The sequence below is a fragment of the Corynebacterium sp. ACRPZ genome, from assembly GCF_022346205.1.
GTDB classification, from domain to species: Bacteria; Actinomycetota; Actinomycetes; order Mycobacteriales; family Mycobacteriaceae; genus Corynebacterium; species Corynebacterium lehmanniae.
Genome location: NZ_JAKRMR010000002.1, coordinates 150,422 through 173,629, shown reverse-complemented (window position 1 = coordinate 173,629; position 23,208 = coordinate 150,422). Strand labels below are relative to the sequence as shown.

General features: G+C 64.8%; 20 protein-coding genes and 5 pseudogenes. 20 read left to right on the top strand and 5 right to left on the bottom strand.

Annotated elements, in window-relative coordinates; all coding sequences use genetic code 11:
- The first annotated feature begins 41 nt into the window (after window positions 1–41).
- Both MHX64_RS02235 and MHX64_RS02230 read left to right on the top strand, forming a co-directional pair.
- Entirely contained in the window at window positions 42–617 is a 576-nt protein-coding gene (locus tag MHX64_RS02235; protein WP_239357190.1) for a sigma-70 family RNA polymerase sigma factor, read from the top strand.
- On the top strand, window positions 614–1,564 hold the full coding sequence (locus MHX64_RS02230; RefSeq protein ID WP_239357189.1) for a hypothetical protein: 951 nt from the start codon (window positions 614–616) through the stop codon (window positions 1,562–1,564). The genes MHX64_RS02235 and MHX64_RS02230 overlap by 4 nt, the downstream gene beginning before the upstream one ends.
- On the opposite strand, the gene MHX64_RS02225 is transcribed toward MHX64_RS02230, so the two are convergent.
- On the bottom strand, window positions 1,561–1,917 hold the full coding sequence (locus MHX64_RS02225) for a DUF5319 domain-containing protein (protein ID WP_181890050.1): 357 nt from the start codon (window positions 1,915–1,917) through the stop codon (window positions 1,561–1,563). The two genes, MHX64_RS02230 and MHX64_RS02225, sit on opposite strands and share 4 nt — an antisense overlap.
- 150 nt (window positions 1,918–2,067) lie before the next feature.
- Here MHX64_RS02225 and guaB point away from each other — a divergent pair, with 150 nt between their 5' ends.
- The 4 genes from guaB to guaA all read left to right on the top strand — a co-directional run bounded on the left by guaB (window position 2,068) and on the right by guaA (window position 7,829).
- Complete coding sequence (guaB, locus tag MHX64_RS02220; RefSeq protein ID WP_239357188.1) at window positions 2,068–3,591, top strand: IMP dehydrogenase; 1,524 nt, start codon at window positions 2,068–2,070, stop codon at window positions 3,589–3,591.
- 9 nt (window positions 3,592–3,600) lie between these two features.
- Complete coding sequence (locus MHX64_RS02215; protein ID WP_239357187.1) at window positions 3,601–4,755, top strand: GuaB3 family IMP dehydrogenase-related protein; 1,155 nt, start codon at window positions 3,601–3,603, stop codon at window positions 4,753–4,755.
- A gap of 21 nt (window positions 4,756–4,776) precedes the next feature.
- A complete protein-coding gene (locus tag MHX64_RS02210) occupies window positions 4,777–6,069 on the top strand; it encodes a PAS domain-containing protein (protein ID WP_239357186.1) in 1,293 nt (430 codons plus the stop codon).
- Between the two features lie 206 nt (window positions 6,070–6,275).
- Window positions 6,276–7,829, top strand: a complete 1,554-nt coding sequence (guaA, locus tag MHX64_RS02205) for a glutamine-hydrolyzing GMP synthase (RefSeq protein WP_239357185.1) — start codon at window positions 6,276–6,278, stop codon at window positions 7,827–7,829.
- Between the two features lies 1 nt (window position 7,830).
- Here guaA and MHX64_RS02200 read toward each other — a convergent pair whose 3' ends face one another.
- Complete coding sequence (locus MHX64_RS02200) at window positions 7,831–8,778, bottom strand: PspC domain-containing protein (RefSeq protein ID WP_239357184.1); 948 nt, start codon at window positions 8,776–8,778, stop codon at window positions 7,831–7,833.
- Here MHX64_RS02200 and MHX64_RS12040 point away from each other — a divergent pair.
- The 7 genes and pseudogenes from MHX64_RS12040 to MHX64_RS02170 all read left to right on the top strand — a co-directional run.
- A pseudogene (locus tag MHX64_RS12040) lies at window positions 8,678–8,992 on the top strand (PspC domain-containing protein); the annotation flags it as partial. The gene MHX64_RS02200 and the pseudogene MHX64_RS12040 sit on opposite strands and share 101 nt — an antisense overlap.
- Window positions 8,993–9,047: 55 nt before the next feature.
- Window positions 9,048–9,689, top strand: coding sequence for a hypothetical protein (locus tag MHX64_RS02195; RefSeq protein ID WP_239357183.1), 642 nt, complete (start codon window positions 9,048–9,050; stop codon window positions 9,687–9,689).
- A 259-nt stretch (window positions 9,690–9,948) separates the two neighbouring features.
- A pseudogene (locus MHX64_RS02190) lies at window positions 9,949–10,098 on the top strand (IS256 family transposase); the annotation flags it as partial.
- 328 nt (window positions 10,099–10,426) lie between these two features.
- Window positions 10,427–10,558 (top strand): annotated as a pseudogene (locus tag MHX64_RS02185) (IS256 family transposase); the annotation flags it as partial.
- 160 nt (window positions 10,559–10,718) lie between these two features.
- Window positions 10,719–11,123, top strand: coding sequence for a hypothetical protein (locus MHX64_RS02180; RefSeq protein WP_239357182.1), 405 nt, complete (start codon window positions 10,719–10,721; stop codon window positions 11,121–11,123).
- Complete coding sequence (locus tag MHX64_RS02175) at window positions 11,116–11,445, top strand: transcriptional regulator (protein WP_239357179.1); 330 nt, start codon at window positions 11,116–11,118, stop codon at window positions 11,443–11,445. Before MHX64_RS02180 ends, MHX64_RS02175 begins: the two co-directional genes overlap by 8 nt.
- 125 nt (window positions 11,446–11,570) lie before the next feature.
- A pseudogene (locus MHX64_RS02170) lies at window positions 11,571–11,777 on the top strand (IS256 family transposase); the annotation flags it as partial.
- Window positions 11,778–12,638: 861 nt separating this feature from the next.
- Here the strand turns inward: MHX64_RS02170 and MHX64_RS02165 are convergent.
- Window positions 12,639–13,019: a hypothetical protein gene (locus tag MHX64_RS02165; RefSeq protein ID WP_239406315.1), complete on the bottom strand. Its 381-nt coding sequence runs from the start codon at window positions 13,017–13,019 to the stop codon at window positions 12,639–12,641.
- 335 nt (window positions 13,020–13,354) lie between these two features.
- Here MHX64_RS02165 and MHX64_RS02160 point away from each other — a divergent pair, with 335 nt between their 5' ends.
- On the top strand, window positions 13,355–13,666 hold the full coding sequence (locus MHX64_RS02160) for a hypothetical protein (RefSeq protein WP_239357097.1): 312 nt from the start codon (window positions 13,355–13,357) through the stop codon (window positions 13,664–13,666).
- A 34-nt stretch (window positions 13,667–13,700) separates the two neighbouring features.
- Window positions 13,701–14,276, top strand: a pseudogene (locus MHX64_RS02155) (LuxR C-terminal-related transcriptional regulator); the annotation flags it as partial.
- Here MHX64_RS02155 and MHX64_RS02150 read toward each other — a convergent pair.
- Window positions 14,273–16,183, bottom strand: a complete 1,911-nt coding sequence (locus tag MHX64_RS02150; RefSeq protein ID WP_304504336.1) for an FAD/NAD(P)-binding domain-containing protein — start codon at window positions 16,181–16,183, stop codon at window positions 14,273–14,275. The pseudogene MHX64_RS02155 and the gene MHX64_RS02150 sit on opposite strands and share 4 nt — an antisense overlap.
- 87 nt (window positions 16,184–16,270) lie before the next feature.
- Between MHX64_RS02150 and MHX64_RS02145 the strand changes: the two genes are divergently transcribed.
- Genes MHX64_RS02145 through MHX64_RS02125 form a run of 5 tightly spaced genes read left to right on the top strand, consistent with a single transcriptional unit; the run spans window position 16,271 to window position 22,581 of the window.
- Window positions 16,271–17,902, top strand: a complete 1,632-nt coding sequence (locus MHX64_RS02145; protein WP_239357095.1) for a TIGR04028 family ABC transporter substrate-binding protein — start codon at window positions 16,271–16,273, stop codon at window positions 17,900–17,902.
- Entirely contained in the window at window positions 17,903–18,913 is a 1,011-nt protein-coding gene (locus tag MHX64_RS02140) for an ABC transporter permease (RefSeq protein ID WP_239357094.1), read from the top strand.
- Window positions 18,910–19,785 (top strand): ABC transporter permease, encoded by an 876-nt coding sequence (locus MHX64_RS02135; RefSeq protein ID WP_239357093.1) that lies wholly within the window; start codon window positions 18,910–18,912, stop codon window positions 19,783–19,785. The genes MHX64_RS02140 and MHX64_RS02135 overlap by 4 nt, the downstream gene beginning before the upstream one ends.
- Window positions 19,782–21,386 carry an ABC transporter ATP-binding protein gene (locus tag MHX64_RS02130; protein WP_239357092.1) on the top strand — a complete coding sequence of 535 codons (1,605 nt, stop codon included), beginning with the start codon at window positions 19,782–19,784 and terminating at the stop codon, window positions 21,384–21,386. The genes MHX64_RS02135 and MHX64_RS02130 overlap by 4 nt, the downstream gene beginning before the upstream one ends.
- A complete protein-coding gene (locus MHX64_RS02125) occupies window positions 21,379–22,581 on the top strand; it encodes an alkylhydroperoxidase domain protein (protein ID WP_239357091.1) in 1,203 nt (400 codons plus the stop codon). The genes MHX64_RS02130 and MHX64_RS02125 overlap by 8 nt, the downstream gene beginning before the upstream one ends.
- 13 nt (window positions 22,582–22,594) lie before the next feature.
- Here the strand turns inward: MHX64_RS02125 and MHX64_RS02120 are convergent, their stop codons facing one another.
- A complete protein-coding gene (locus MHX64_RS02120; RefSeq protein WP_181889866.1) occupies window positions 22,595–23,047 on the bottom strand; it encodes a PspC domain-containing protein in 453 nt (150 codons plus the stop codon).
- Between the last annotated feature and the right edge of the window lie 161 nt (window positions 23,048–23,208).

Genomic DNA, 23,208 nt, shown 5'->3' with positions numbered 1-23,208 from the left:
CGAGTCCGGAGCAGGCTGACAGATATAGGGAGGAGATGCGCGTGGCTGCAAGCGATGAAGACGCAGAACTCGCTGGCTTGGTCCCCGCCGCTGCGCAGGGCGACCGGCGGGCGCTGCAGCGCATCATCTCCATCATCCACCCGCGCGTGCTGCGCTACGCCAGGGCGCGCATCGGGGGAGGGCGGATGCCTACCCCCGAAGATGTGGCCCAGGAGATCTGCCTCGCGGTGGCGACGAGCATTGACCGCTACAACGACACCGGGCGGCCGTTCATGGCGTTCGTGTACGGAATCGCGTTTAACAAGGTCGCAGACGCGCACCGTGCGATGGCGCGCGACAAGCTGAGCCCGGTGGAAGAGGTGCCCGACACCGAAATGGCGACAATCACACCGGAGGACGCCGCGATGGTGTCGTCGGGGAGTAACGCTGTGCGGGTTTTGCTCGATTCATTAAACGAGAAGGCCCGCGACATCGTTATTCTGCGAGTGTTTGTGGGGCTGTCCGCGGAGGAGACGGCTGAAGTCATGGGCAGCACACCAGGTGCAGTGCGTGTTGCCCAGCACCGTGCGCTGTCCAAACTGCGGAAGCAACTGGACGGAGGGCAGGCGGAGTTATGACACGGCAGGACGATCATTTTGAGGAGTTCGCGAACAGCGACGCGTTCATTGAGGCGCTCATGCTTGGCGACGATCCTTCGGCAGGCAACGACCCCCTCGCCGCCGCCCTGCTGGAGCTGAAGGGCGATGTCGACCGGCCGATGCCGCTGGCGCCGCAGCTATACGTGGAGGATTCCCAGTCCGCTGGCAACGTCGCCTCGCTGGACGAGAAGCGCGCCGAGAAGGCGAAGCGCCGCGTCAGCCCGTGGCTGTCCGGCTTGATCGGCGCCGCCGCGGCGACCGTGGTGTGCGTCGGCACCGGCGCCGCCCTGTTCGAGGACGGCGTGCAAGGGGAAGACACCACGATGGTGGAGCTGGCCACCACCCTCGACGAGCTTGAGGTGGCCAACGAAAGCGGCGATGCCGCTGCCGCCCGCGACCTGCTGGAGCAGGCGCGCGGCCTGGTGGCCACGATGAAGGAGCGCGAGCGGCGCGCGGCCAAGGGCGGCGCGGCCGCGACGGTGACAGAGACGGTCACGGAGGCGACCACGGTGCCGGCGGAGGACACCTCCACCGAGCAGCCGACTCCGGAGCAGGCCCCGGCTGTCCCGGTGCCGCCGGCGCAGCAGCAGCCGCCGCAGTCCTCGCCGGATCCGGCGCAGCGCGGGCCGGGTGCAGGCAATGGCTCAGGCTCCGGTGCGGGCGCCCGCCAGCCCTCGCAGTCCACCCAGCCGACGCCGTCGAGCACGCAGCCAAGCGCGACTTCCGGCAGCACGGCGCCGGCGCAGGGCACGAGCGGTGGGGCCTCGGCGGAGGGCACCGCCTCGGGACAAGAGCACCCGTCGCTGCGGGTCAACGACCCGGCGACGATGGTCAACCCGCCCGCTGAGTTCGGCGCGGGCAACAGTGTCTCCGGCGGCGCAGAGGGCGGCCCGATCGTCCACCCGCCGGTGGGCAGCAGCTCCTAGCGCCCCTCTAAGCCGTCCAGGTAGCCCATGGCGTAGTCCCAAGGCACGTAGGCCTCGATGTTGGGGTTCGCGCTCGGCTCATGCACCGGGGGCAGCTGGTTGTTCAGCGAGGCGATCATGTTTTGCTCCATGATCTCCCAGTCGTAGTAGTGGACTTGGTCGCAGTCCTCGCAGAGGAACGACACCCCGAGGATGCCGCGGGGTTTCAGCATGCGCTTCGCGTCGCGCACATGCGAGAGATCCTGGATGACTGCGACGCGTTCGGCGGGCGACAGCGGCTCGGCGTGCTCTTCGTCCTCGATGAAGGATGCCGGGTCGTTGGGGTCGTCCGCGAACGGGTCCAATGGCATCATGTCGTCGTAGTTCACCCGTCTAACCCTATACGGTGTGGCAAACCGGCTCGATCCCCCGCTCGCAGGAGCGCTGAACTGGGTGGCACGGTCGGGGTTTGCGGGGCGTTATATCATGGCGAAAAACATCCGCGCGGGAGAGGAGACTAAGCGATGGCGAACGAGCGTGTGTGGACTGGTGGGGACGATCCGGACAAGGTTGCGCTTCGCGGCCTGACCTTCGACGATGTGCTGCTGCTGCCGGCGGAATCCCACATCGTCCCGTCCGAGGTGAGCACCGCCTCCCAGTTCACCAAGAACATCCGGTTGGGCATGCCGATTGCCTCCGCCGCGATGGACACGGTCACCGAGTCCCGCATGGCGATCGCGATGGCGCGCCAGGGCGGCATCGGCGTGGTGCACCGCAACTTGAGCGCCCAGGACCAGGCGGAGCACGTCGACATTGTGAAGCGCTCCGAGTCCGGCATGGTGTCCAACCCGGTAACCGCAACCCCGGACATGACGCTTGAGGACGTGGACGCGCTCTGCGCCCGCTTCCGCATCTCCGGCCTGCCGGTGGTTGACGACGGCGGCCGCCTTGTCGGCATCATCACCAACCGCGACATGCGCTTCGAGGCTGACTTCAAGCGCAAGGTCGCCGAGGTCATGACCCCGATGCCGCTCGTGGTCGCACCGGAGGGCGTCGATAAGCAAGAAGCGCTCGCGCTGCTGTCCGCGAACAAGGTGGAGAAGCTGCCGATCGTGGCTGCCGACGGCACCCTGGCCGGCCTGATCACCGTGAAGGACTTTGTGAAAAGCGAGCAGTACCCGAACGCGTCCAAGGACGCGGACGGCCGCCTGCTCGTCGCCGCTGGCGTGGGCACCGGCGAGGACGCCTTCGACCGCGCCGGCCTGCTGGTGGAAGCCGGCGTGGACGCGCTCGTGGTGGACTCCGCGCACGCGCACAACAACCGCGTGCTGGAGATGGTCTCGCGCGTGAAGAAGGAATTCGGCGACCGCGTCGACGTCGTCGGCGGCAACCTGGCCACCCGCAGCGCGGCGAAGGCCATGATCGACGCGGGCGCAGACGCGATCAAGGTGGGCATCGGCCCGGGCTCCATTTGCACCACCCGCGTGGTGGCCGGTGTGGGCGCGCCGCAGATCACCTCGATCCTCGAGGCATCCGTCCCGGCGAAGGCCGCAGGCGTGCCGATCATCGCTGACGGCGGCATGCAGTTCTCCGGCGACGTGGCCAAGGCGCTGGCCGCAGGTGCGTCGACAGTCATGCTCGGCTCCATGCTCGCCGGCACCGCAGAGGCCCCGGGCGAAATCGTGGTCGTGGGCGGCAAGCAGTACAAGCGCTACCGCGGCATGGGCTCCATGGGCGCGATGCAGGGCCGCGGCCTGACCGGCGAGAAGCGCTCCTTCTCCAAGGACCGCTACTTCCAGGCGGACGTGACCAGCGAGGACAAGCTAGTGCCGGAGGGCATTGAGGGCCGCGTGCCGTTCCGCGGCGAGCTGGATTCCATCACCCACCAGATCGTCGGCGGCCTGCGCGCCGCCATGGGCTACACGGGCGCGGCCTCCATTGAGGAGCTGCAGACGAAGCAGTTCGTCCAGATCACCGCCGCCGGCCTGCGCGAGTCTCACCCGCACGACATCACGCAGACCGTCGAAGCGCCGAACTACCGCCAGTAAGGGACACACATGCGCGACTACGTGGAAATCGGCCTCGGCCGCGAAGCCCGCAGGGCGTACGACTTGGGCGACCTTTCGATCGTGCCGAAGCGCCGCACCCGTTCTTCCAAGGACGTGGACACGAGCTGGCACATCGACGCCTACACCTTCGGCATCCCGCTCGTTTCCCACCCGACGGATGCGCTGGCCAGCCCCGAGTTTGTCATCGAGATGGGCAAGCAGGGCGGCCTCGGCGTGATCGACGCCGAGGGGCTGTGGGGCCGCCACGCCGACTTTGAGGCCGCGGTGAAGAAGGTCGTGGGATCCTGCGAGGACGCCTGGGGGATCGATTCGGAGGAGAAGTACCAGGAGTACCTCGACTCCGGCGAGCGCTCCGTGCGCACGCTGCAGGAGCTGCACGCCGCCGAACTCGACCGCGACCTGCTCACCGAGCGCATCGCCCAGGTGCGCGACTCCGGCGTGACTGTTGCAGTGCGCGTGAGCCCGCAGAACGCGCGCGAGCTCGCGCCGGTGGTCATCGCCGCGGGTGCGGAGATCCTGTTCATCCAGGGTTCCATCGTCTCTGCCGAGCACGTGCAGCAGGGCGGCGAGCCGCTGAACCTGAAGGAGTTCGTCGGCTCGCTCGACGTGCCGGTGATCGCGGGCGGGGTGTTCGACTACTCCACGGCAACCCACCTGATGCGCTCCGGTGTGGCCGGTGTGATTGTGGGCTCGGGCCACGCCGACACGGTGGTCAATGTCCCCATGGCTACGGCGATCGCTGACGTGGCGGCGGCACGCCGCGACTACCTGGACGAGACCGGCGGGCGCTATGTGCACGTGCTGGCGGACACCGCCCTGTGGGAACCTGGTGCCGTCGCCCTTGCTATTGCGTGTGGCGCTGATGCGGTCATGCTCGGCCGCAACTTGGCGCAGGCGTCCGAAGCTGCGGCTGGCGGCGTGTACTGGGAGGCGCAGGCGGCGCACCCGCGATTCCCGCGCGGCGACGTGAGCAAGGACGCCACCGCGGGCAGGGGCGTGCCGTTGGAGACGGTGCTCTTCGGCCCGTCGAGCGATCCGTATGGCGGTCTCAACATCGTCGGAGGTCTGAAGAGAATCATGGCAAAGTGTGGTTATACTGATGTGAAAGCTTTTCAGAAAGCCGATCTGGCAATCCGTAGTTGAGAAATTGGATGAGTACGCCCCATGTCTAGCCGTGTAACCATTCTTCGCGACGCACCAGAGGGTGCCTCCCACGAAGTCGATGTCAACGACATCTTCTTTTCGGTCACCGACGCGAAGGGTGTGATGACCCATGTCAACGACGTGTTCATCAAGTACGCCCAGTACGACGCGGACGAGATGATCGGCAAGCCGCACAACCTCATCCGCAGCGATGAGATGCCGGGCGGCGCCTTCAAGATCATGTGGGACACCATCGAGGACGGCCGCCCCTTCGCCGCGTACGTGCGCAACAGCGCCAAGAGCGGTTCGGCGTACGACGTGCTCGCCACCGTGACCCCGCTGCCCAACGGCGGCTACCTGTCCGTGCGCACCCGCCCGATGACGGAGCGCTTCGAGGCGGCAGGCAAGCTGTACCAGGAGGCGAACCTGGTCGAGCACGAGGCCGAGGCCAATGGTGTGGGCCGCCGCGAGCGCGCCGTCAAGGGCGCGGAGAAGATCGGCGAGCTGCTGCCGGATTACGACGCGTTCATCCGCGCCGCGCTGCCGGCCGAGGTGCAGGCGCTTGAGGACGCCGGATTCACCCTGCCGGAGGGCTCCGGCGACATCTATGACGCGGCCCGTGCGCTGTACGGCGAGCTGGACCAGTTCATGAACGTCCAGACCGCCATCCAGGACGCCGCCGACGAGCTGCGCAAGGCGTCCGCCACCCTGGTGGAGGAAAACGCCGTCACCAACAACGTGAAGGCGGAGATGGAAAACGTGGTCACCGAGGGTGCTTCGCGCACCCTGCTACTCGCACCGCTGCAGGTGTGGGCGACCATGCGTGGCATCATCGACGAAAACGCCGCCACGCTGGAAGAGGTGGCCGAGGAGCTCTACGCCAAGACCGCGAACGCACGCATGGCGATCGCCCTGGCCCGTCTGCACACCGCGCAGACCGCGCAGTTCTCCACCGAGGCCGGCGCGGATGAGTCCATGCGTTTGCTTGTGGACGCGCTCGAGGTCGACGTTCGCGAGATGGACGACGCGGTGTTCCTGCACTCGTCCTTCCGTCGCCGCGTGGAGCTGAAGGTCAACTCCATTTCCGAGCTGACCAAGATCCCGCTGGAGATGATCCGCCGCTGGTCCCAGAACACCAACGAGTCCACCATGGGTGCCGAAGTGATGCCGCTGGTGGAGCAGGTCAACAAGGCTATGGAGGCAGCGGATAATTCCATCGCCCAGCTGCAGCAGGCCTCCGACAAGCTTGCGCAGGCGCCGTCCACCGACGAGGTGCGCGCCGCCCTGGAGCGCCTCAACTCGGCTGTTCAGTAACGCTTTTCCCGCGAGCCGCGCGGGTGGTGCCCTTCCGGTGCCACCCGCGCGGCTTTCCTTCTTCCTCGACCACGCCGGCGCGGCTCGCCCTGCGCGCGGACTCGACGGGGGAGGGGGCACGCAATGTCATGCAGGTCATTCTGGGGTTTTCCCGGACGCTGCACAAGCAGTTGGGTCTCGCGCGGGATCGACTACGATCTAGGCCTGTGAATACTCCGCAAGCCCGCCCAGTCCTTGTCCTCGATTTCGGCGCGCAGTACGCGCAGCTGATCGCCCGCCGTGTCCGCGAGGCGAACGTGTTCTCCGAGGTGGTTCCGTCCACCATCACCGCCGCTGAAGTCCGCGAGAAAAACCCGCAGGCCCTGATCCTCTCCGGCGGCCCGTCGTCCGTGTACGAAGAGGGCGCGCCGCAGCTCGATGCTGAAATCTTCGAGCTGGACCTGCCGATCTTCGGCATTTGCTACGGCTTCCAGATCATGACCCGCGCGCTCGGCGGCGAGGTGGCCAAGACCGGTGCGCGCGAGTACGGCCGCACGCAGATGCGTGTCGACGGCGGCGTGCTCCACGCAGGCCTCGAGCCCGAGCACGCCGTGTGGATGTCCCACGGCGACTCCGTGACGCAGGCACCGGAAGGCTTCGAGGTCACCGCCTCCACTCCGGGCGCGCCCGTGGCCGCGTTCGAGGACACCTCCCGCAAGCTCGCCGGCGTGCAGTACCACCCGGAGGTCATGCACTCCCCGCACGGCCAGGAGGTGCTCACCCGCTTCCTCACCGAGATTGCTGGCCTGGAGCAGAACTGGACCGCCTCCAACATCGCCGAGCAGCTCATCGCGGACGTGCGCGAACAGGTCGGCGAGGGCCGTGCGATCTGCGCCCTGTCCGGCGGCGTGGACTCCGCCGTCGCGGGGGCACTCGTGCAGCGCGCCATCGGCGACCGGCTGACCTGCGTGTTCGTGGACCACGGCCTGCTGCGCCAGGGTGAGCGCGAGCAGGTGGAGACCGACTTCGTGGCCGCCACCGGCGCGAAGCTGGTCACCGTGGACGAGCGCAAGGCGTTTTTGGACAAGCTCGCCGGCGTGACCGAGCCGGAGGCGAAGCGCAAGGCCATCGGCGCGGAGTTCATACGCTCCTTCGAGCGCGCCGTAGCCGGCGTGCTGGAGGGACAGCAGGTGGACTATCTGGTCCAGGGCACACTGTACCCGGACGTGGTGGAGTCCGGCGGCGGCACCGGCACCGCCAACATCAAGAGCCACCACAACGTCGGCGGCCTGCCGGACGATGTGGAGTTCGAGCTCGTCGAGCCGCTGCGCCTGCTGTTCAAGGACGAGGTCCGCGCCGTCGGCCGCGAGCTGGGCCTTCCCGAGGTGATTGTGAACCGCCAGCCGTTCCCGGGCCCGGGCCTGGGCATCCGCATCATCGGCGAGGTCACCGAGGAGCGCCTGGAGACGCTACGCGCCGCCGACGCCATCGCCCGCGAGGAGCTGACCAAGGCCGGTATGGACGATGAGATCTGGCAGTGCCCGGTCGTGCTGCTCGCGGACGTGCGCTCCGTGGGCGTGCAGGGAGACGGCCGCACCTACGGCCACCCGATCGTGCTGCGCCCGGTCGCCTCCGAGGACGCGATGACCGCAGACTGGGTGCGCATCCCGTACGAGACCCTCGAGGTCATCTCCACTCGCATCACCAACGAGGTCGCCGACGTCAACCGCGTGGTGCTGGACGTCACGTCCAAGCCGCCGGCCACCATCGAGTGGGAGTAAATCAGTTTCCTACGCCCGCGTCCTCGCGGGCGTAGTACGCGGACACGGACCCGACGCGCTGTGTCACATTGATCGTGAGCAGTGCGCTATCCGCGTCCGCGTTTTGCGTTTCTTCGGGGCATGCGGTCTCGCCGATGGTGACCTCGCAGTTCACGTCGACCGGGACGTTGTCCGGCAGGGTGATGTCGGTGCGGCCGATGGGGTTTTCGAGGGTGATCGTTCTCGGCTCGCTCAGCGGTTCGAGCTCGGTGAGGTCGAGGAAGGTGTCGCCGACGAAGCCGTTAGGCCGCTTGATGTCCGACAGTGCGGCTTCGTATTCCACGGTAATGTGCGAGCTGCCGAACCTGCTGTAGTTGCCAAGCCGCACTTCGCTGACGACCCCCAGCGCAAACACCGTTATCACCGTCAGCACGACCGTGACGGGGATCCAGAGCCACAGCGGGCGCATCTTGGCCGGTGCCGGATGGGTCTGCTCTGGCGGGTGCCATTTGCCGGAGCTGGGTGTCAGTTCAGCGGGCGGCTCCGGCTGGCGCCGGTGGGCGAAATACCACCCAACCGCAAAGAGCACGATGGTCACCAGCACTGCGCGCAGGTCGCCGGTGGAGGCTAGCGGGAAGAAAAAGAAAAGCCCCAATAGCAAGAGCCAACCAGTGTCGCGTTCTTTCTTTTCCACCCTATTCAGCTGGTCTTTTGGGGTGATGATCGTGGCCCACGGGCTGCGGGCGAGCCCGAAGCGGGGCATGTTGATCCAGCACAGCAAGTAGAGGAAAACACCGCCGCCGAAGGCGAGCGACAAGGCAACGAAAACGACACGGATGAAGGTCGGGTCGAGCTGGTAGCGCGCGCCGATGCCTTCGCAGACGCCGCCGATGACGGCCTTGCCGCCCTGGTTCTCCGGGATGCGGGGCGGGCGGGTCTCCCACATCTGCGTGAGTGTGTTGTTTTCCATGGCTCCATTCTCCCGCAGGAGCGCGGGCCGCGGTATCGGGAACGACCCTGATCCTTCTTTTCAGGGTTTTCCCCGATGTGCTCGAAGGCGTGCCCGTGCAACGATGGGGGTTATGTCTGCGTTGTATCCCCGGCTGGCCCGGAACCGCTCCCGCCGCGTTGTGGCCGGTGTGGCCTCCGGTGTGGCCGACCACCTGGGGGTGGAGGACAAGTGGGTACGCATGTTCTTCGTCGCGGCGAGTTTCGCGGGCGGGTTCGGCGCGCTGCTCTATGCCGGTTACGCCCCTGGACGACAGCGGGGCGCAGCGCCAGCGTCCGGGGACGATGGATCTCGCGCTAGTGGTGCTCGGGTTCGCAGGGGCGCTTGTTGCGCTGCAGCTGTCCTCGGGCGCGGGCGCCATGGTGGTGTTTGTGCTCGGCGTGCTCATCGTCGGCGCGGTGATTGCGCTGCAGGCCTACGACCGCGGCACGGGGTCGTGGGGCAACATCGCCGCGCTGATGTTGGGTGCGCTGCTGGTCATGGCCGGGGTGCTGGCAGTGGCGTTTGTGGGTGAAAGCGCCGGGGTTGGCGGCGTGGTGGTCTCTGTGCTGGTCACGGTGGTGGGTGTGGCGGTGCTGGTTGTGCCGCTGATAGCCAAGCCTTCGCGCGCGGTCTTGTCGTACTTGCGGGACTTCTCCGGCGTGACCGGCCATGCCGCCTCTGTCACATCCGACAGGTCAGGTGCGACCACGTTATCGGCCAGAGGCTCAATCGTGGCCAGCACGTCAGCGTGGGAGACTGCCCCAGCCGGCATCATCTCCGCGATCTTCTCGGCCACATCAGCACGGGTAAACGTAGACCGCTCTGCGACAACAGCGTCGAGAATCTCCTCCACAGTCGGCAGTGCTGCCTCGGCGCAAGGACGCGGCTGACTATCTGTTTCGACGCCAGAAAGTGAGCCAACGATTGCGAGCGCAGTCTCGGCTTCAGGTGTTTCACGCCAGTGACGTTCCAGTTCTTCTAAGGAGACGTCGAGGTCTTCTGTCTGGCGAGTTTTCTTCTGCCCGATGCGTTCAAACGCGACTCGTGCATCGAGACTGTTTTCTTCTCGCCACTTCTCAATCTCACTTGCGCGAGTAGAAAACGCTTTGAGCAGCTTTGCATCGTCAAGCCCGGCAGTCTCGGCGCAGCCAGGACAAGCGCTCCGCCCAGCGAGCCAAGAAAGCCAAGCGCGACATCGAATGCAACGGCTATATTGAAGGAGCGAAAGCCACCGGGTGGAAACAAGCCATCAACCAACTATCCGTGGCTTACCCCGACCGATTCGCGGACTACTTGTAAACCAAGCCCCCGCACACAAAGAATCGGACACCCTCCCATTCGTCACATCAGACCAGGAGACGCCGAACTGCTTCGCCACCGCTTCGCGCATCGTTGCTTGGAAGATCATTCCTGCCGCGCGCGCCTCGTGATACAGACACACTCCATCGAGTGTTCGCCACTACGCCGGGTTAAGGGTCAGAAAGTGTGTCTGGAATCGGGGATTTTTAGGTTCTGACCTGTAGGGTAGCGTGAAATATATGCTTTGGGAGCATATATCTGGCCTCAACACGGTAAATCCCCGGTGTGGCTGCCAGTCTGTGGTAGTAGGCGGTGGTGTGGTGGCTCAATGCCAAAGAACCGACCACGCTGCTACTGCGGCGGTGATACCAAACGCAATGGAACAACCAGCAAAGGCACTACCCGATGGCGATGTAAGGCCTGTGGAGCCTCAGTCAATAAAAATCGGCCAGATGTCACAGTAGCAGACCATCAGCCCCGCTAGACCCCATGCGTAGCTATATCCCCACTATGCACAAGTCCTTCACTTGCATACTTTGCAAGCATTAGACTTGCAGGTACAGCAAATGTTACACTTGCCTTAGTTGCAAGCCAGTGAAGTTGACGTTAGGGGAAGAATAATGAGCGACGACCTTAAGATCATTCACGACGTTCAAGAACGCACCACGTGGACGCAGAGCTGGTGGGCGGTGGCGATAGTGGCGCTTGGCGTCGGCGGCGGTCTCGCGCTAACCAAGCTGTCATGGTGGTACGGCCTCGCGGTTCTTGTACCGACGTTCGTTCTGGGCTATCTCCTCAAGGATAAGATTGCAAACCCATTCGTGCGCCTCGATCCAAATATGGGTCCGGGCAACGATCGCGCAACCTGGTCACGAGTATTGCTACCCGGTGCAATGATCATGTCTACAGCACCGACGCCGGATTCGTGGCCGTGGATGATTGTCTGCGGCGTCGTTGTCTCTACGGCGACGGCATGGATGTTGTATGAGAACCGCAACGCCGCCGTAAAGGGCGTCAATGTCTAAGGATCCTTCACCACGCCCAGCAAAGCTGGATCTGGTCATCCACCCCATCAATCGGCTTAAAATTTGTGCCACGCTGTTCCATTCAGGCGCAACCGGCGGCAGGCAGATGAAATACGCCGTGCTTGCAGAGCTCACCGAGCTTCCTGCCGATACGCTTTCCAAGCAGTTGAAACATCTTGAGGACAGCGGCTATATCAGCCGCACCCGCGAATATGGCTCCACGCGCGCGAAAGATGCCGTCTGGGTCGCGTTGACCCAGACTGGAACAGAAGCCTATGCACAGCACGTTGCGGCGCTTAAAGCCATGACAGAGGGCTCATAGATTGCGCAGCTACTGCGTAATGTGCTGCCACAACTGCGGAAAGTCGAGGTAGCCGTCACTCCCCAGGAAGTGCCCACCGTTCTCAATGGTAGTGAGCGGAGCCGAGAAAACATCGGCAAGCGTGATGGCTGTATCTAAAATCAGAACTGCCCGACGATCCCGTAGAAATCGCCAGACAGTCCAACTGGGGCCAGGACCAACTCGCTAAAGTACAAACCCTGACCCACAACGAGAACCAAGCCGACCACGAAACAGGACGACCAGTCCTCTACGACAACGCTATCGACACCAACTACGCCCATTCAATCGGCATCCAAAAAGGCCAAATCTAGCCCAAGCGACACGCCGAGCCAGACACACATTTTGACCCTTAACCCACTACGCCGGCGTAGAAATCAAACCCTAGGGAACTGCAAAAAGGGCGAGGGATTCAATAGTTCCTCGCCCTTTCTTGCTTAGCAAGCTCCTCTATACCCCATCCTTTTGCTCATCGGCATTAGTGCGCAAATCCTCTTTATTCACCGATCGGTACCCATTGGCGAAACCCCTTAGGATTTTGACTACCCACCAAATCACCGCTATTACGATGAAGGCAAGGATCGCATAGACAAGAAGTTCCTGCATCGAGAAATTAATTGTCGGTCTCCTATCAGATACAGCACTTACAATAAACTCACCGCAATAGTAAGGCGGGCGACTATCTGACGCACGGTTGAGAACTTATCGTATCTAATCCGTTACGTAGCGATCTGTACAAAACAACCGATGTAGTTGATTTCAGAGCGAAGACTAGCCCGACCGTGGCAGGAGCGTGCTGTACTATCTTGCTCCTTGCATCTTCTATGACACGCTCCGTCTGGACGATAGTGGCCATCGAATACGTGCCTATCTGATGCACCTTACTGCGGTTATCGGCAGCGCATTTGTTATTGGGTGTACCCCAATGCTTTTAGGTGGTGTCCGATAGTGTGGTGTATCTGTAACTGCCGGTGGGTGATCACGGCGAACATCATCGATGTCGGTGAAACCAGACCTGCTATTGACCAGCAGGAGACAGCATCAATCAGCATCGGTTCCTAACACGAGATAGTCCGTAAGGTCGCTACCCTGCTAGTTTTCTCGAAAGGGCAGATACACCACTTCCGCGGACTTGACCGGCTATTACAGTATTTAATGACACTGTGCCGTCAGGATCACTCCCCGTTAGAGCACTCACTCAGCATACTGAGGTAGGCTATTTTCCTTCTACGACTAAGTTCCCTAATCGTAGAGTAGATGGCTTCACCAATGTGCTCGATTTCTTCGTGGGTAGATGCGGCCATAAAAGAGACCTTGACTCTATTTAGGTTTAGCACTTCTGGATTTACGGGAGTACCGAAATCATCGATCCATTGACGTTCTAGATCAAATTCATCTACCGCAAGTGCGGTAGACTCTACGGTCGGTTCACCCACTAAGGGGATTTTAGATCGTATCGCCTTGACAACCTGCTCTGTAGCATATTCCAAATCGTGGTCTGTCGCATAGAGGAAGACCTCTTCAGTCAGAGACATATATGAGCGTTTAGTCACCATGGACTCATCCTAGCTGGCGCCAGATACGGAATAGCGCCTCAAATCCTCTCCAAAAATACCTACCCTAGAGGGCCTGGTACCCCTTTTATTAGGGGACGCAGGATGGGGTTTTAGTCTTTCCCGGAGGAGTTGGAGCAGGTGGACCCCGGTAAGTGGGGGTGCCGTGGATATAATCCAGCTAAAAGCTGTAGTTCAACAGCTCCCCTCCGTCAAGTATTTATAGAGCGTACCGTAACGCGACAGTGCCCCCCCCCAAAAAAGCTTTAGCTAAAGGGATTAAAGGTCCCCTTACCCCCTAGACAAAAACGTCAACAGCAAAATTTTTAAGGTCCACGTTGCGTAACGATTTATTCAGAATCATCAAGAAAGAAATGGAAGAGACCGAAGACTGGGTCTCTCTGGCTGGAGCACTCGGTGCCTGTGACATTCACCCCTTCCGGGCGACTAACGAGCAAATCTCTTCAGTAGCACGCGAAATTGAAAAAGATGAGCGTCTATTAAAGGCGTTTTATCACATGCCGCGAAAACCTGTCTTTAAAAAGGAATCTCCAGAGTTTAAAAACAAGGTAGAAGAACTTCTACGGACAGAAGACCCCAATACTCGTATGGACATCATGGTCAATCTTTTAATTGACGTTAGAGAATAAAGAGCGAACTGTTAATGGTTACGTCCCTTAGTGTGGTGTACCGCTTGCTGATGGTGGGCCCTGGGAAGTACAGGGGCGGCCGCCGCCAGTAACCTTTCGACTCAACTACGAGCGCACGCACCCGGACGTGGTGCTTTTAGACGTGCACATGCCCGACGGCGGCGGACTGGCCGTGCTCAAGCGGGCACCGGGTCCGGCGTACCTGGCGCTGAGTGTCTCCGATGCCGCCGAGGACGTCATCGCGCTGATCCGCGCCGGCGCGCGGGGGTACGTGACCAAGAACATCGCAGGCGCCGAGCTCGCCGAAGCGATTGCACGGGTGCGCGGCGGGGACGCGTACTTCTCGCCGCGGCTGGCTGGGTTCGTGCTCGATGCCTTCGCCTCCGGACCGGTGGTGGAAGAGGACGACCCGGCAGTCGACTCGCTGACCCGCCGCGAGCTCGACGTGCTGCGGCTGCTCGCGCGCGGCTACACGTACAAGGAGATCGCCGAGCGGCTGTTCATCTCCGTCAAGACGGTAGAGACGCACGCGTCGAACATTCTGCGCAAGACGCAGACCTCCAACCGCCACCAGCTCACCAGGTGGGCGGTGGCGCGGGATCTGGGCTAGAGCACGCCCGCCTGGGTGAGCAGCGAACGTGCCGTCTTGTCCGTCTCCTGCAGCATCAGCGGGTCGGTGCCGGGCATGGGGGAGATGGTGGTGTCCGCCCACTGCTTGCCGGTGGGGATGCCCACGATGTGCAGGCGATCGTCCAGCTCGCCGTCGGGGTGGACGGTGCGGCGGGTGTCATCGTCGGTTTCCGGGGAGGCGGTTTCCACGCCACCTGGTGCGAACGGGCGCACGCGGCCGGCCTCGCGCAGCGATGCGGTTAGTGCATCGGGGGAGGTGCGGATGTCGGGGCCGGGCAGAAAGGCGTCGGCAAGTGCGGCGGCGTGAACCGAGCGGGCGTGGCTGGCGGCAACGTACTCGCCGTCGGTGAGCTCCACTACCGGGTCGGGGCCTAAGAAGGTGACCAGGCCGGCGTCGAAAAGTGCGAGCAGCTCGCGGGTGCGGAACAGCGGCGGGCCGGAGCCGACCATCTGGCCGAACGCCATGTACTGCGCAAGTGCCGCCTCGCGGGGGCCGCGGCCGTTTCGCGTGGCGATCGCGCTGGGCTTGCGGCCCGCGGAGACCGCCCACAGGCCCGCCTTGAGCGGGGAGTCCCAGGCGGAAACGGCCTCGGCGATGTCTACCTCCATGCCCTCGGCGACGCGGCGGTTCAGCTCCTCCAGGTCCAGCTCCTCGGTCCCGGCGAGCGGGTCCACCCAGGCGGCCATGTCGAACGGCTCGGTGCTCAAGCCTTCGAGCGCCTCAGTCAGCGCGTTCGCGACCGGCAGGATGTCGTCCGGGGAAGCGACCGCGGAAAGGTCGGTGGCGTCGATGGCCGCCAGGATCTCGTCGAGGGCCGCGCTGAGCGCTTCTGGACGCACCCGGGCAAGCACGCGGTAGTACTCGGCGTAGGCGTCGCGGGCGAGCGCGGGCCAGAGGTCGCGGCCGAAGGACACCGGCGCCTCGGAGGCGTCGATGGCGGCGCGCAGGCGCGACAGGTCGGCCTTCGGCGGCAGGGAGTGGTACTCGGATTTGGGCAGGTAGGGGTAGCCGCGCCCGGAGGTGACCACGAAGTGAGGCTCCTTGCCGGTGGCCTCGTAGCGCAGGCCGGAGCGGGCTGCAGGATCCTCGACGAAGCGGCCGCCCCGGTTGATGGTGGCCAGCGCCATGAGATCGAAAAAGCCCATTCCCATGCCGCGCACCACAACGCGCTCTCCGGCCGGAAGCAGCGAAACGTCCTGCTCCACCGGGTTGCCCGGCGGGATGTAGGTCAGTGAAGAATCGGCGAACGCCTCCTGCGCGGGCGTGGGGGCGGGCAGCACCCAGCCGGAGGCGATGACGGTGGCGTCGGCGTGGACGACCGTGCCGTCGGCAAGCGTGATGGCGTCTTGGGCGCCCTCGGCCGCAAGCGACACCGCGCGGGAGTGGTGCTCGACCACCTCGACCGTGTCCGGCAGCTGCGCGAGCGCGACCTTCCAGGCCCAGCGCAGGTACTCGCCGTACAGCGCGCGCGAGGGGTTGGATTCCGGGCGGGTGGCGCGCAGCTCCTCGTTGTAGTGGTCGGGGAGGGAGGTACCGGAGGCGTCGATAAGCGGGTGGCTGTTCTCGCCGCGAAGTGCCTGGATCCACTCGTACATGGTGGGGCCTTCGAGGACGGGGGCGGAGATGGTCGCGCCGGGTTCGGTGAACAGGGTCACCGCGCCGGCGAGGGTGTTCATGCACAGGGTGCGGGTCTGGTCGGTGTCCCAGATGCGGCCGGCGCCGAGTTGGGCGTCGTCGATGATGTGCAGGGTGAGCGCCTCGCTGCGGTCGCCCAGGTAGGCGGCGATGCGTTCTGTGATGGAGATGCCGCGGGGTCCTGCTCCGACGATTGCGATGGATGCTGCCACGGTGAAAAACCTCCACGATTTCTGTGAACCAATGATCATATGTAGACTGCCTAGTCTATTGCTAAAGAACCGGATTGTCTAACAGTGGTAATGTGCACTGCGCAACCGAAGAAAGAGGACGATAACGTGCCTAAAACAAAGGTAGCCGCGACGCTTGCGCTCGGCGCGGCAGCCAGCCTGCTCGCCGGATGCGCGGCGGCGGCAGGCGGCGACGACGGTGACGTGCTCACCTACCTGGAGTCCAACTGGTTTAACAGCCTGTACCCGCCGGCCGCTGGGTTCTACCCCAACGGCGGCGTGGTCAACCAGCTGACAGACCGGCTGCTCTACCAGGACCCGGAGACGCTGGAGCTTGAGCCTTGGATTGCCACGGACCTGCCGGAAATCAACGAAGATGCCACGGTGTTCACCTTCGACATCCGCACGGATGTGACCTACTCCGACGGCACGCCCATGACCGCGCAGAACATTGTGGACAACTTCGACCTGTTCGGCCTGGGCGACAAGGACCGCCTGCTCAACGTCTCGGAGCAGATCTCCAACTACGAGCGCGGCGAGGTTGTCGACGAAGACACGGTGCGCTTCTACTTCTCCGCGCCCTCGCCGGGCTTCGCGCAGGCGACGTCCACCTACAACGCGGGGCTGTTGGCTGATTCCTCGCTCAAGCTGCGCAACGAGGAGTTCGGCCCAGGCAACGCGAAAAACGTCATCGGCTCTGGCCCGTTCGTGGTGGACAGCGAGACCCTGGGCACCGACCTGGTGCTCAAGACCCGTGAGGACTACGACTGGGCGCCGCCGTCGTTGGAGCACCAGGGGCGCGCGCGTATCGACGGCATCCACTACACCCTGGCCGCGGAAGAGGCCATGCGCTCCGGCGCGCTGCTGTCCGGCCAGGCCGACGCCGCGCGCACGATCTCCCCGCCGGTGGAGCGCCACTTGAAGGACCAGGGCGTGCAGGTGGTCGCCGCCACTGCCAACGGCATGAACAACCAGCTGGCGATGCGTTTCAACCACCCGCTTTTGCAGGACATCCGCGTGCGCCAGGCCATCATCCACGGGGTCAACCGCGAGGAGATCATCCGCATCCTGCTGTCGGACTCCTACCCGCTGGCCACCTCATCCATGACCTCGAAGGCCCTGGGCTATGCGGAGCAGCCGGGCGCCTACACCTTCGACCCGGATCAATCGCGCAAGCTTCTCGACGACGCCGGCTGGACCCCCGGGCCGGACGGCATCCGTGAGAAGGACGGTCAACGCTTGAGCTTGTGGGTCAACCACGCCCTGCCGCAGCCGCGCTCGAAGGAGATTGTCACGATGATCCAGTCCGACCTGCGCGAGCTGGGCATCGAACTGAACATGGTCGCCGGCGACCGCGCAACGCAAAACGCGGCGCAAAAAGACATCAACCGCGTCCAGCTCATGCACACCATGGTGGGCCGCGCGGACTACGACGTGATCGAGTCCTTCCTGTCCGTGGACCGCCGCGATTCGCTTCTGAACAACGCCGGTGACGGCGAACCCATCGACACCGAGCTGCAGGCACTTCTGGACAAGGTGGTCTCCACCCCGGACGACGCCGGCCGCGCCGCCGCCTCCAAGGCGGTGCAGGACCACCTGACCGAAAACGCCTACACCCTGCCGCTGTTTGAAGAGCCGCAGGTCTACGCGGTTGCCCCGCATGTGAAGGGCTTCGGCACCGAGGCGGTTGCGCGCCCGAGCTTCTACTCGGTGTACTTCGACCGCGAGGAGGACAACTAAATGAGCAAGTACGTACTCAAGCGCATCGGCCAAGCGCTCATCGTGCTCCTTCTGGCCTACACCCTGGCGTTTTTCCTGCTGTCCGCGCTGCCTTCCGACGGCGTGGCCGCCCGCTACGCGGACCCGGCCCTGGGCCTGTCCCAGGCGGAAATCGAGCAGATCCGCGAGCAGATGGGCGTGGACAAGCCGCTGATCCAGCAGTACTTCGCCACCCTGGGCGGGCTGTTCACCGGCGATCTGGGCTACTCGGTGGCATCCGGCACGCCCGTGTTCGACCTGATCACGGACGCCGCGCCGCACACGTTCGCGCTTGCCGCGACGTCCGTGGGCTTAGCCATCGTGGTGGCGCTGGCCACCGCGTACGTGGCCACCCTGCCGGGAGCTGGCGCGCTGCGCAGCGCCGTGCGCGCCCTGCCGTCGTTTATGGTGTCCCTGCCGGGGTTCTGGATCGCCATTTTGCTGCTGCAGTTCTTCTCCTTCCGCCTGGGCTGGGTCAACGTGGTTGACCCGACCCCGCTGGAGGGGCTGATCCTGCCCACGCTCACCCTCGCCGTGCCGATGGCCGCGCCGCTGATGCAGGTGCTCATCCGCTCCATCGACGAGGTCCGCGCCCAGCCGTTCGTGCAGGTCGTGCGCGCCCGCGGTGCCAGCGAGGCCCGCATCTTCTGGCGCGACGTGCTGCGTAACTCGCTTCTGCCCGCGATCACCATGGCTGGCCTGCTGTTCGGCGAGCTGGTCGGCGGCGCCGTGGTCACCGAGACCGTCTTCGGCCGCGCCGGGCTGGGCTCGCTGACCGTCAACGCCGTGTCCAGCCGCGACATGCCGGTGCTGCTCGGCGTGGTGCTCATCGCGGCTACCGCGTACGTGGTGATCAACCTGATCGTGGACCTGCTCTACCCGGTGTTGGACGTGCGCCTGCGCGACCAGACCGCCGCACACACCCCGGCGGCCCGTGATGAGCAGACCGCCGCACACACCCCGGCTACGACCGCAAAGGAGGCCGTCCGATGAGCACGACCAACCTGGTGCACAACCAGCGTGCGCCGCAGAAGGACCACCGGCCGCGCAAGGTCCGCAAGCACCGCCGCTGGAGCTCGCCGGCGACCATCCTGTCGCTGATCGTGCTGGCCATCGCCGCGCTGTGGGCGATCGTGCCGGGCGTCTTCGCGCCGCACGACCCGTACAACGGCGTCGACGTGGCGCTGCTCGCCCCTAACGGCGAGTACATCTTCGGCACCGACGCGGTGGGCCGCGACCTGTTCTCGCGTGTGGTTTACGGCGCGCGCCAGTCGCTGCTGGGTGCGGTGATCGCCGTGGCCGTCGGCCTGGTGCTGGGTACCCTGATCGGCCTGATCGCCGGCACGCAGCGCGGCTGGGTGGACACGGTGCTGATGCGCCTGGTGGATGTGCTGCTGGCCATCCCCGGCATCCTGCTGTCGCTGTCCATCATCATCGTCACCGGCTTCGGCTCGCTGCAAGCGGCGTTCGCCGTCGGCATGACCTCGGTGGCCACGTTCGCGCGCCTGGCGCGCTCGCAAGTGATCCAGATTGCTAACGCGGACTTCGTCGAGGCCGCCTACGGCTCCGGCGCCACCCAGGCCCAGGTGCTGTTCCGCCACGTGTTGCCGAACTCGTTGACCCCGGTGCTGGCACTGGCCGCGCTGCAGTTCGGCACCGCCATCTTGCAGCTGTCCATCCTGGGCTTTTTGGGCTACGGCGCGCCGCCGCCGACCCCGGAGTGGGGCCTGCTCATCGCGGAAGGCCGCGACTTCATGGCAACCGCCTGGTGGCTGATCCTGCTGCCCGGCCTGGCCATCGTGGCCACCGTGATGTCCGCCAACCACCTGTCCCAGGTGATCCAACAGGAAGGTGATGCGAAGTGACCACGCCTCTGCTTGAAGTCAGCGGCCTGACCGTCGCGTACGGCGACGCGGACCCGGTGGTGCGCGACATATCGTTTTCCGTCGAGGCCGGCAAGATGACCGCCATTGTGGGCGAGTCCGGCTCCGGCAAGACCACCTCCGCGATGGCGGCGCTGGACCTGCTGGGACCTTCCGGCAACGTGCTTTCCGGCAGCATCCGTTTCAAGGGCCAGGAGCTGTCAGGCCTGTCCAACGCCGAGTGGCGGAAGTTACGCGGCACGAGGATCGGGTTGGTGCCGCAGGACCCGAACAACTCGCTCAACCCGTTGAAGACCATCGGCGCCTCGGTGGAGGACGGGTTGGCAATTCATGGGGTCGGTGATGGGGCGGAGCGCCGTCGTAAAGCAATTGCCCTGCTGGAACGCGTGGGCATCGACGACCCGGAGCGCCGCTACAACCAGTACCCGCACGAGCTGTCCGGCGGCATGAAGCAGCGCGTGCTCATCGCGGCCGCCGTGGCGCTCGAGCCCGAGGTGCTGATTGCGGACGAGCCGACGTCCGCGCTCGACGTGACGGTGCAGAAGACCATCCTGGACCTGTTGGATGAAATGCGCGCTGAGCTGGGCCTTGGCATCATCTTCATCACCCACGACCTCGCCGTCGCGGGCGACCGGGCGGACGACGTGGTGATCATGGAGCGCGGCCGCGTGGTCGAGCACGGACCGGTGAGCCAGGTGCTGACTAGCCCGCAGCAGGACTACTCGAAGCGCCTGCTGGCCAACGTGCCTTCGCTTGCGGTCGCAGATGCCTATCGACGTCCTCCGGTCACCCCCGACACCCTCCTTTCCGTCAGCGGGCTGACCAAGCGCTACGGGGATTTCACGGCGGTCGAGGACGTTTCCTTCGACGTGGCGCGCGGCTCCACCCACGCCCTGGTCGGCGGCTCCGGCTCCGGCAAGACCACCACCGGGCGCGCGATTTCCATGTTCAACCAGCCCACCGCGGGAAGCATCACCCTAGACGGCACGGAGCTGACGGGGCTCACACCAAAGCAACAGCGAGCCCTTCGCAGCCGGGTACAGATGGTGTACCAGAACCCGTACTCCTCGCTGGACCCGAAGATGCGCGTCGGCGAAATCGTCGCCGAGCCGCTGCGCAACCTCGCCGGTGCCTCGAAGCGTGAGGCGCTCACACGCGCCGACGAGTTCTTGGCGCGCGTGGCGCTGGACCCGGCGAAGTTCGCCTCCCGCACCCCGGCGCAACTGTCCGGCGGGCAGCGCCAGCGCGTGGCCATCGCCCGTGCGCTGATCGTGGAGCCGGAGCTGGTGGTGCTTGACGAGGCGGTCTCCGCCCTCGATGTGACCGTGCAGGCCCAAATCCTGGAGCTTCTGGAGGACCTGCAGCGCGAGCTCGGCCTGACGTACGTGTTCATTTCCCACGACCTGGCGGTGGTGCGCCAGATTTCGGATACCGTGAGTGTATTCAGCCGCGGCCGCCAGGTGGAATACGGGGCGACCAACGACGTGTTTGCACACCCGCAGCACGAGGTCACCCGCGAGCTCATCAACGCCATCCCCGGCACCGTGTTCCGCGCCCGACAGTTAGGAGAGTTTGTTGTCTAACCGCACCGACATTATTGACGCCCTCGCCGAGACCCCGGCCGAGCTGGCCGAGCTGCGCCGCCGCCGGCCCGAGGCCGTGGACAACGCGCAGCGCAGCTTCGAGGCGCTGTTCGAGCCCACCGACGACGCGCTGATTCAGGCGCTGCCGGTTGCCACCCGCTACGCCGTCGCCGCGTTCATCGCCGGCGTCTCCGGCGCCAAGCGCGCCGCGGCGTTCTACACCGACCTGCTTGCGGACGAAGACGAGTCGCTCGTCGCCGTGGTCGACGACGCCGTGCGCGAAGGTGTGTCCGCCGGCCCCTACGCCGGCGGCGACTTCGTGACCTTCGGCGAGGGTGCTTTGGCCGCCGCGTTCGACTTCGCCCACCTGCTCACCTTCCACCCCAAGGACGCATCCCCCGCGGCGATCGGGCACTTGCAGGAGGCGGGCTACAACGAAAACGCGATCGTCTCGCTCGGCCAGCTCGTCGCCTTTGTGGCGTTCCAGCTGCGTGTCGTGCACGGCGTGCGTGTGCTGGCGGGTGGCGGCGGGGTGCCGGAGGGCGTCGATAGGCGAGCTGGCTCTCCGGACCCCGGTTGGGCGCCCGCGGAGACTACCTTGCAGCCCGAGGTGGTCGCGCCCGAGAAGTTTGTGGCGCACCCGTTGGGCTGGAAGCCGTGGGTGGCGCCGCTGGACAAGAGCGAGCTCACCGACGCGCACATCGACGCCCTGATCAAGCCCGAGCGCGCCGACATGGAGTACTTCCGCCTGCTCGCGCGCGACCCGCAGGCGCTCAAGGCCCGCACGCTGACGGACCTGGACATCTTTTACAACACCGAAGGCGGGCTGGGCCGCGCCGAGCGCGAACTCGCCGCCACCGTGGCCTCGCGCCTGAACGGCTGCGAGTACTGCGCCTCGGTGCACCAGGGCCGTTCCAAGGAGGAGGGCGGCGACGCGGAGGCCATTGACAAGCTTCTCGACGAAGGCGTCACCGCCGACCTGAACTCCGAGCTGTGGAACGCCATCCGCGACGCCGCGGTGGCGCTGACCCGCACCCCCTACGAGTTCGGCGCGCCACACGTGGACGCGCTGCGGGCCGCTGGCCTGGACGATCTGGCGGTGCTGGACGTGGTGAACTCGTCCGCGTTCTTCAACTGGGCGAACCGGCTGATGCTCACCCTCGGCGCGCCGGACGTGCCGAAGCGCTACCGCTAGCTGGTTTTGCTGGCTAGCGCCAGACCAGGTCGTTGTTGCTGTTGGGGCCTGCCGGCGGTTCCGGCTGGCGCGCGTAGGTGAAGAACCAGACGAAGAAGAACGCGGCGAAGCTGATCAGGGTGCCGCGCAGGTCTCCCGCTTCACCGGCCGCGGGCAGGAACACAATCAGGCCGATAAGTAGCCACCACCCGGGCTTGCGTTCCTCGATCTCGTGTGGGGTGAGCTCGCTTTTCGGCGTGATGATCGCCTTGGCCGGGGTGATGTTCATGCCCACGCGCGGCATGAACATCCAGCACAGCAGGTAGGCGAAGATGCCGCCGCCGAAGACCAGGCTGAGGATGACAAACGCGATGCGCACGGCCACCGGGTCGACCTTGTAGCGCTCGCCGATGCCGACGCAGACACCGGCGATGACGGCGCGTCCGCCCTCGTCCTTCGGGATGCGGTGCGGGCGCGTGTCCCACATGTGTTGAAGCGAGTTTGAAGATCCTTGAGCCATGTGCGCCATTATCCGTATCTCCGCCGGACTTCGCAGCCGGGGTTTTGGTGCGGCGGGGCTGGGGCGGGGCTGTCTTGCTGTGGCGATTGCGCAGTGCCGCCCACAGACCCCCAGTGACAGACCCCGAG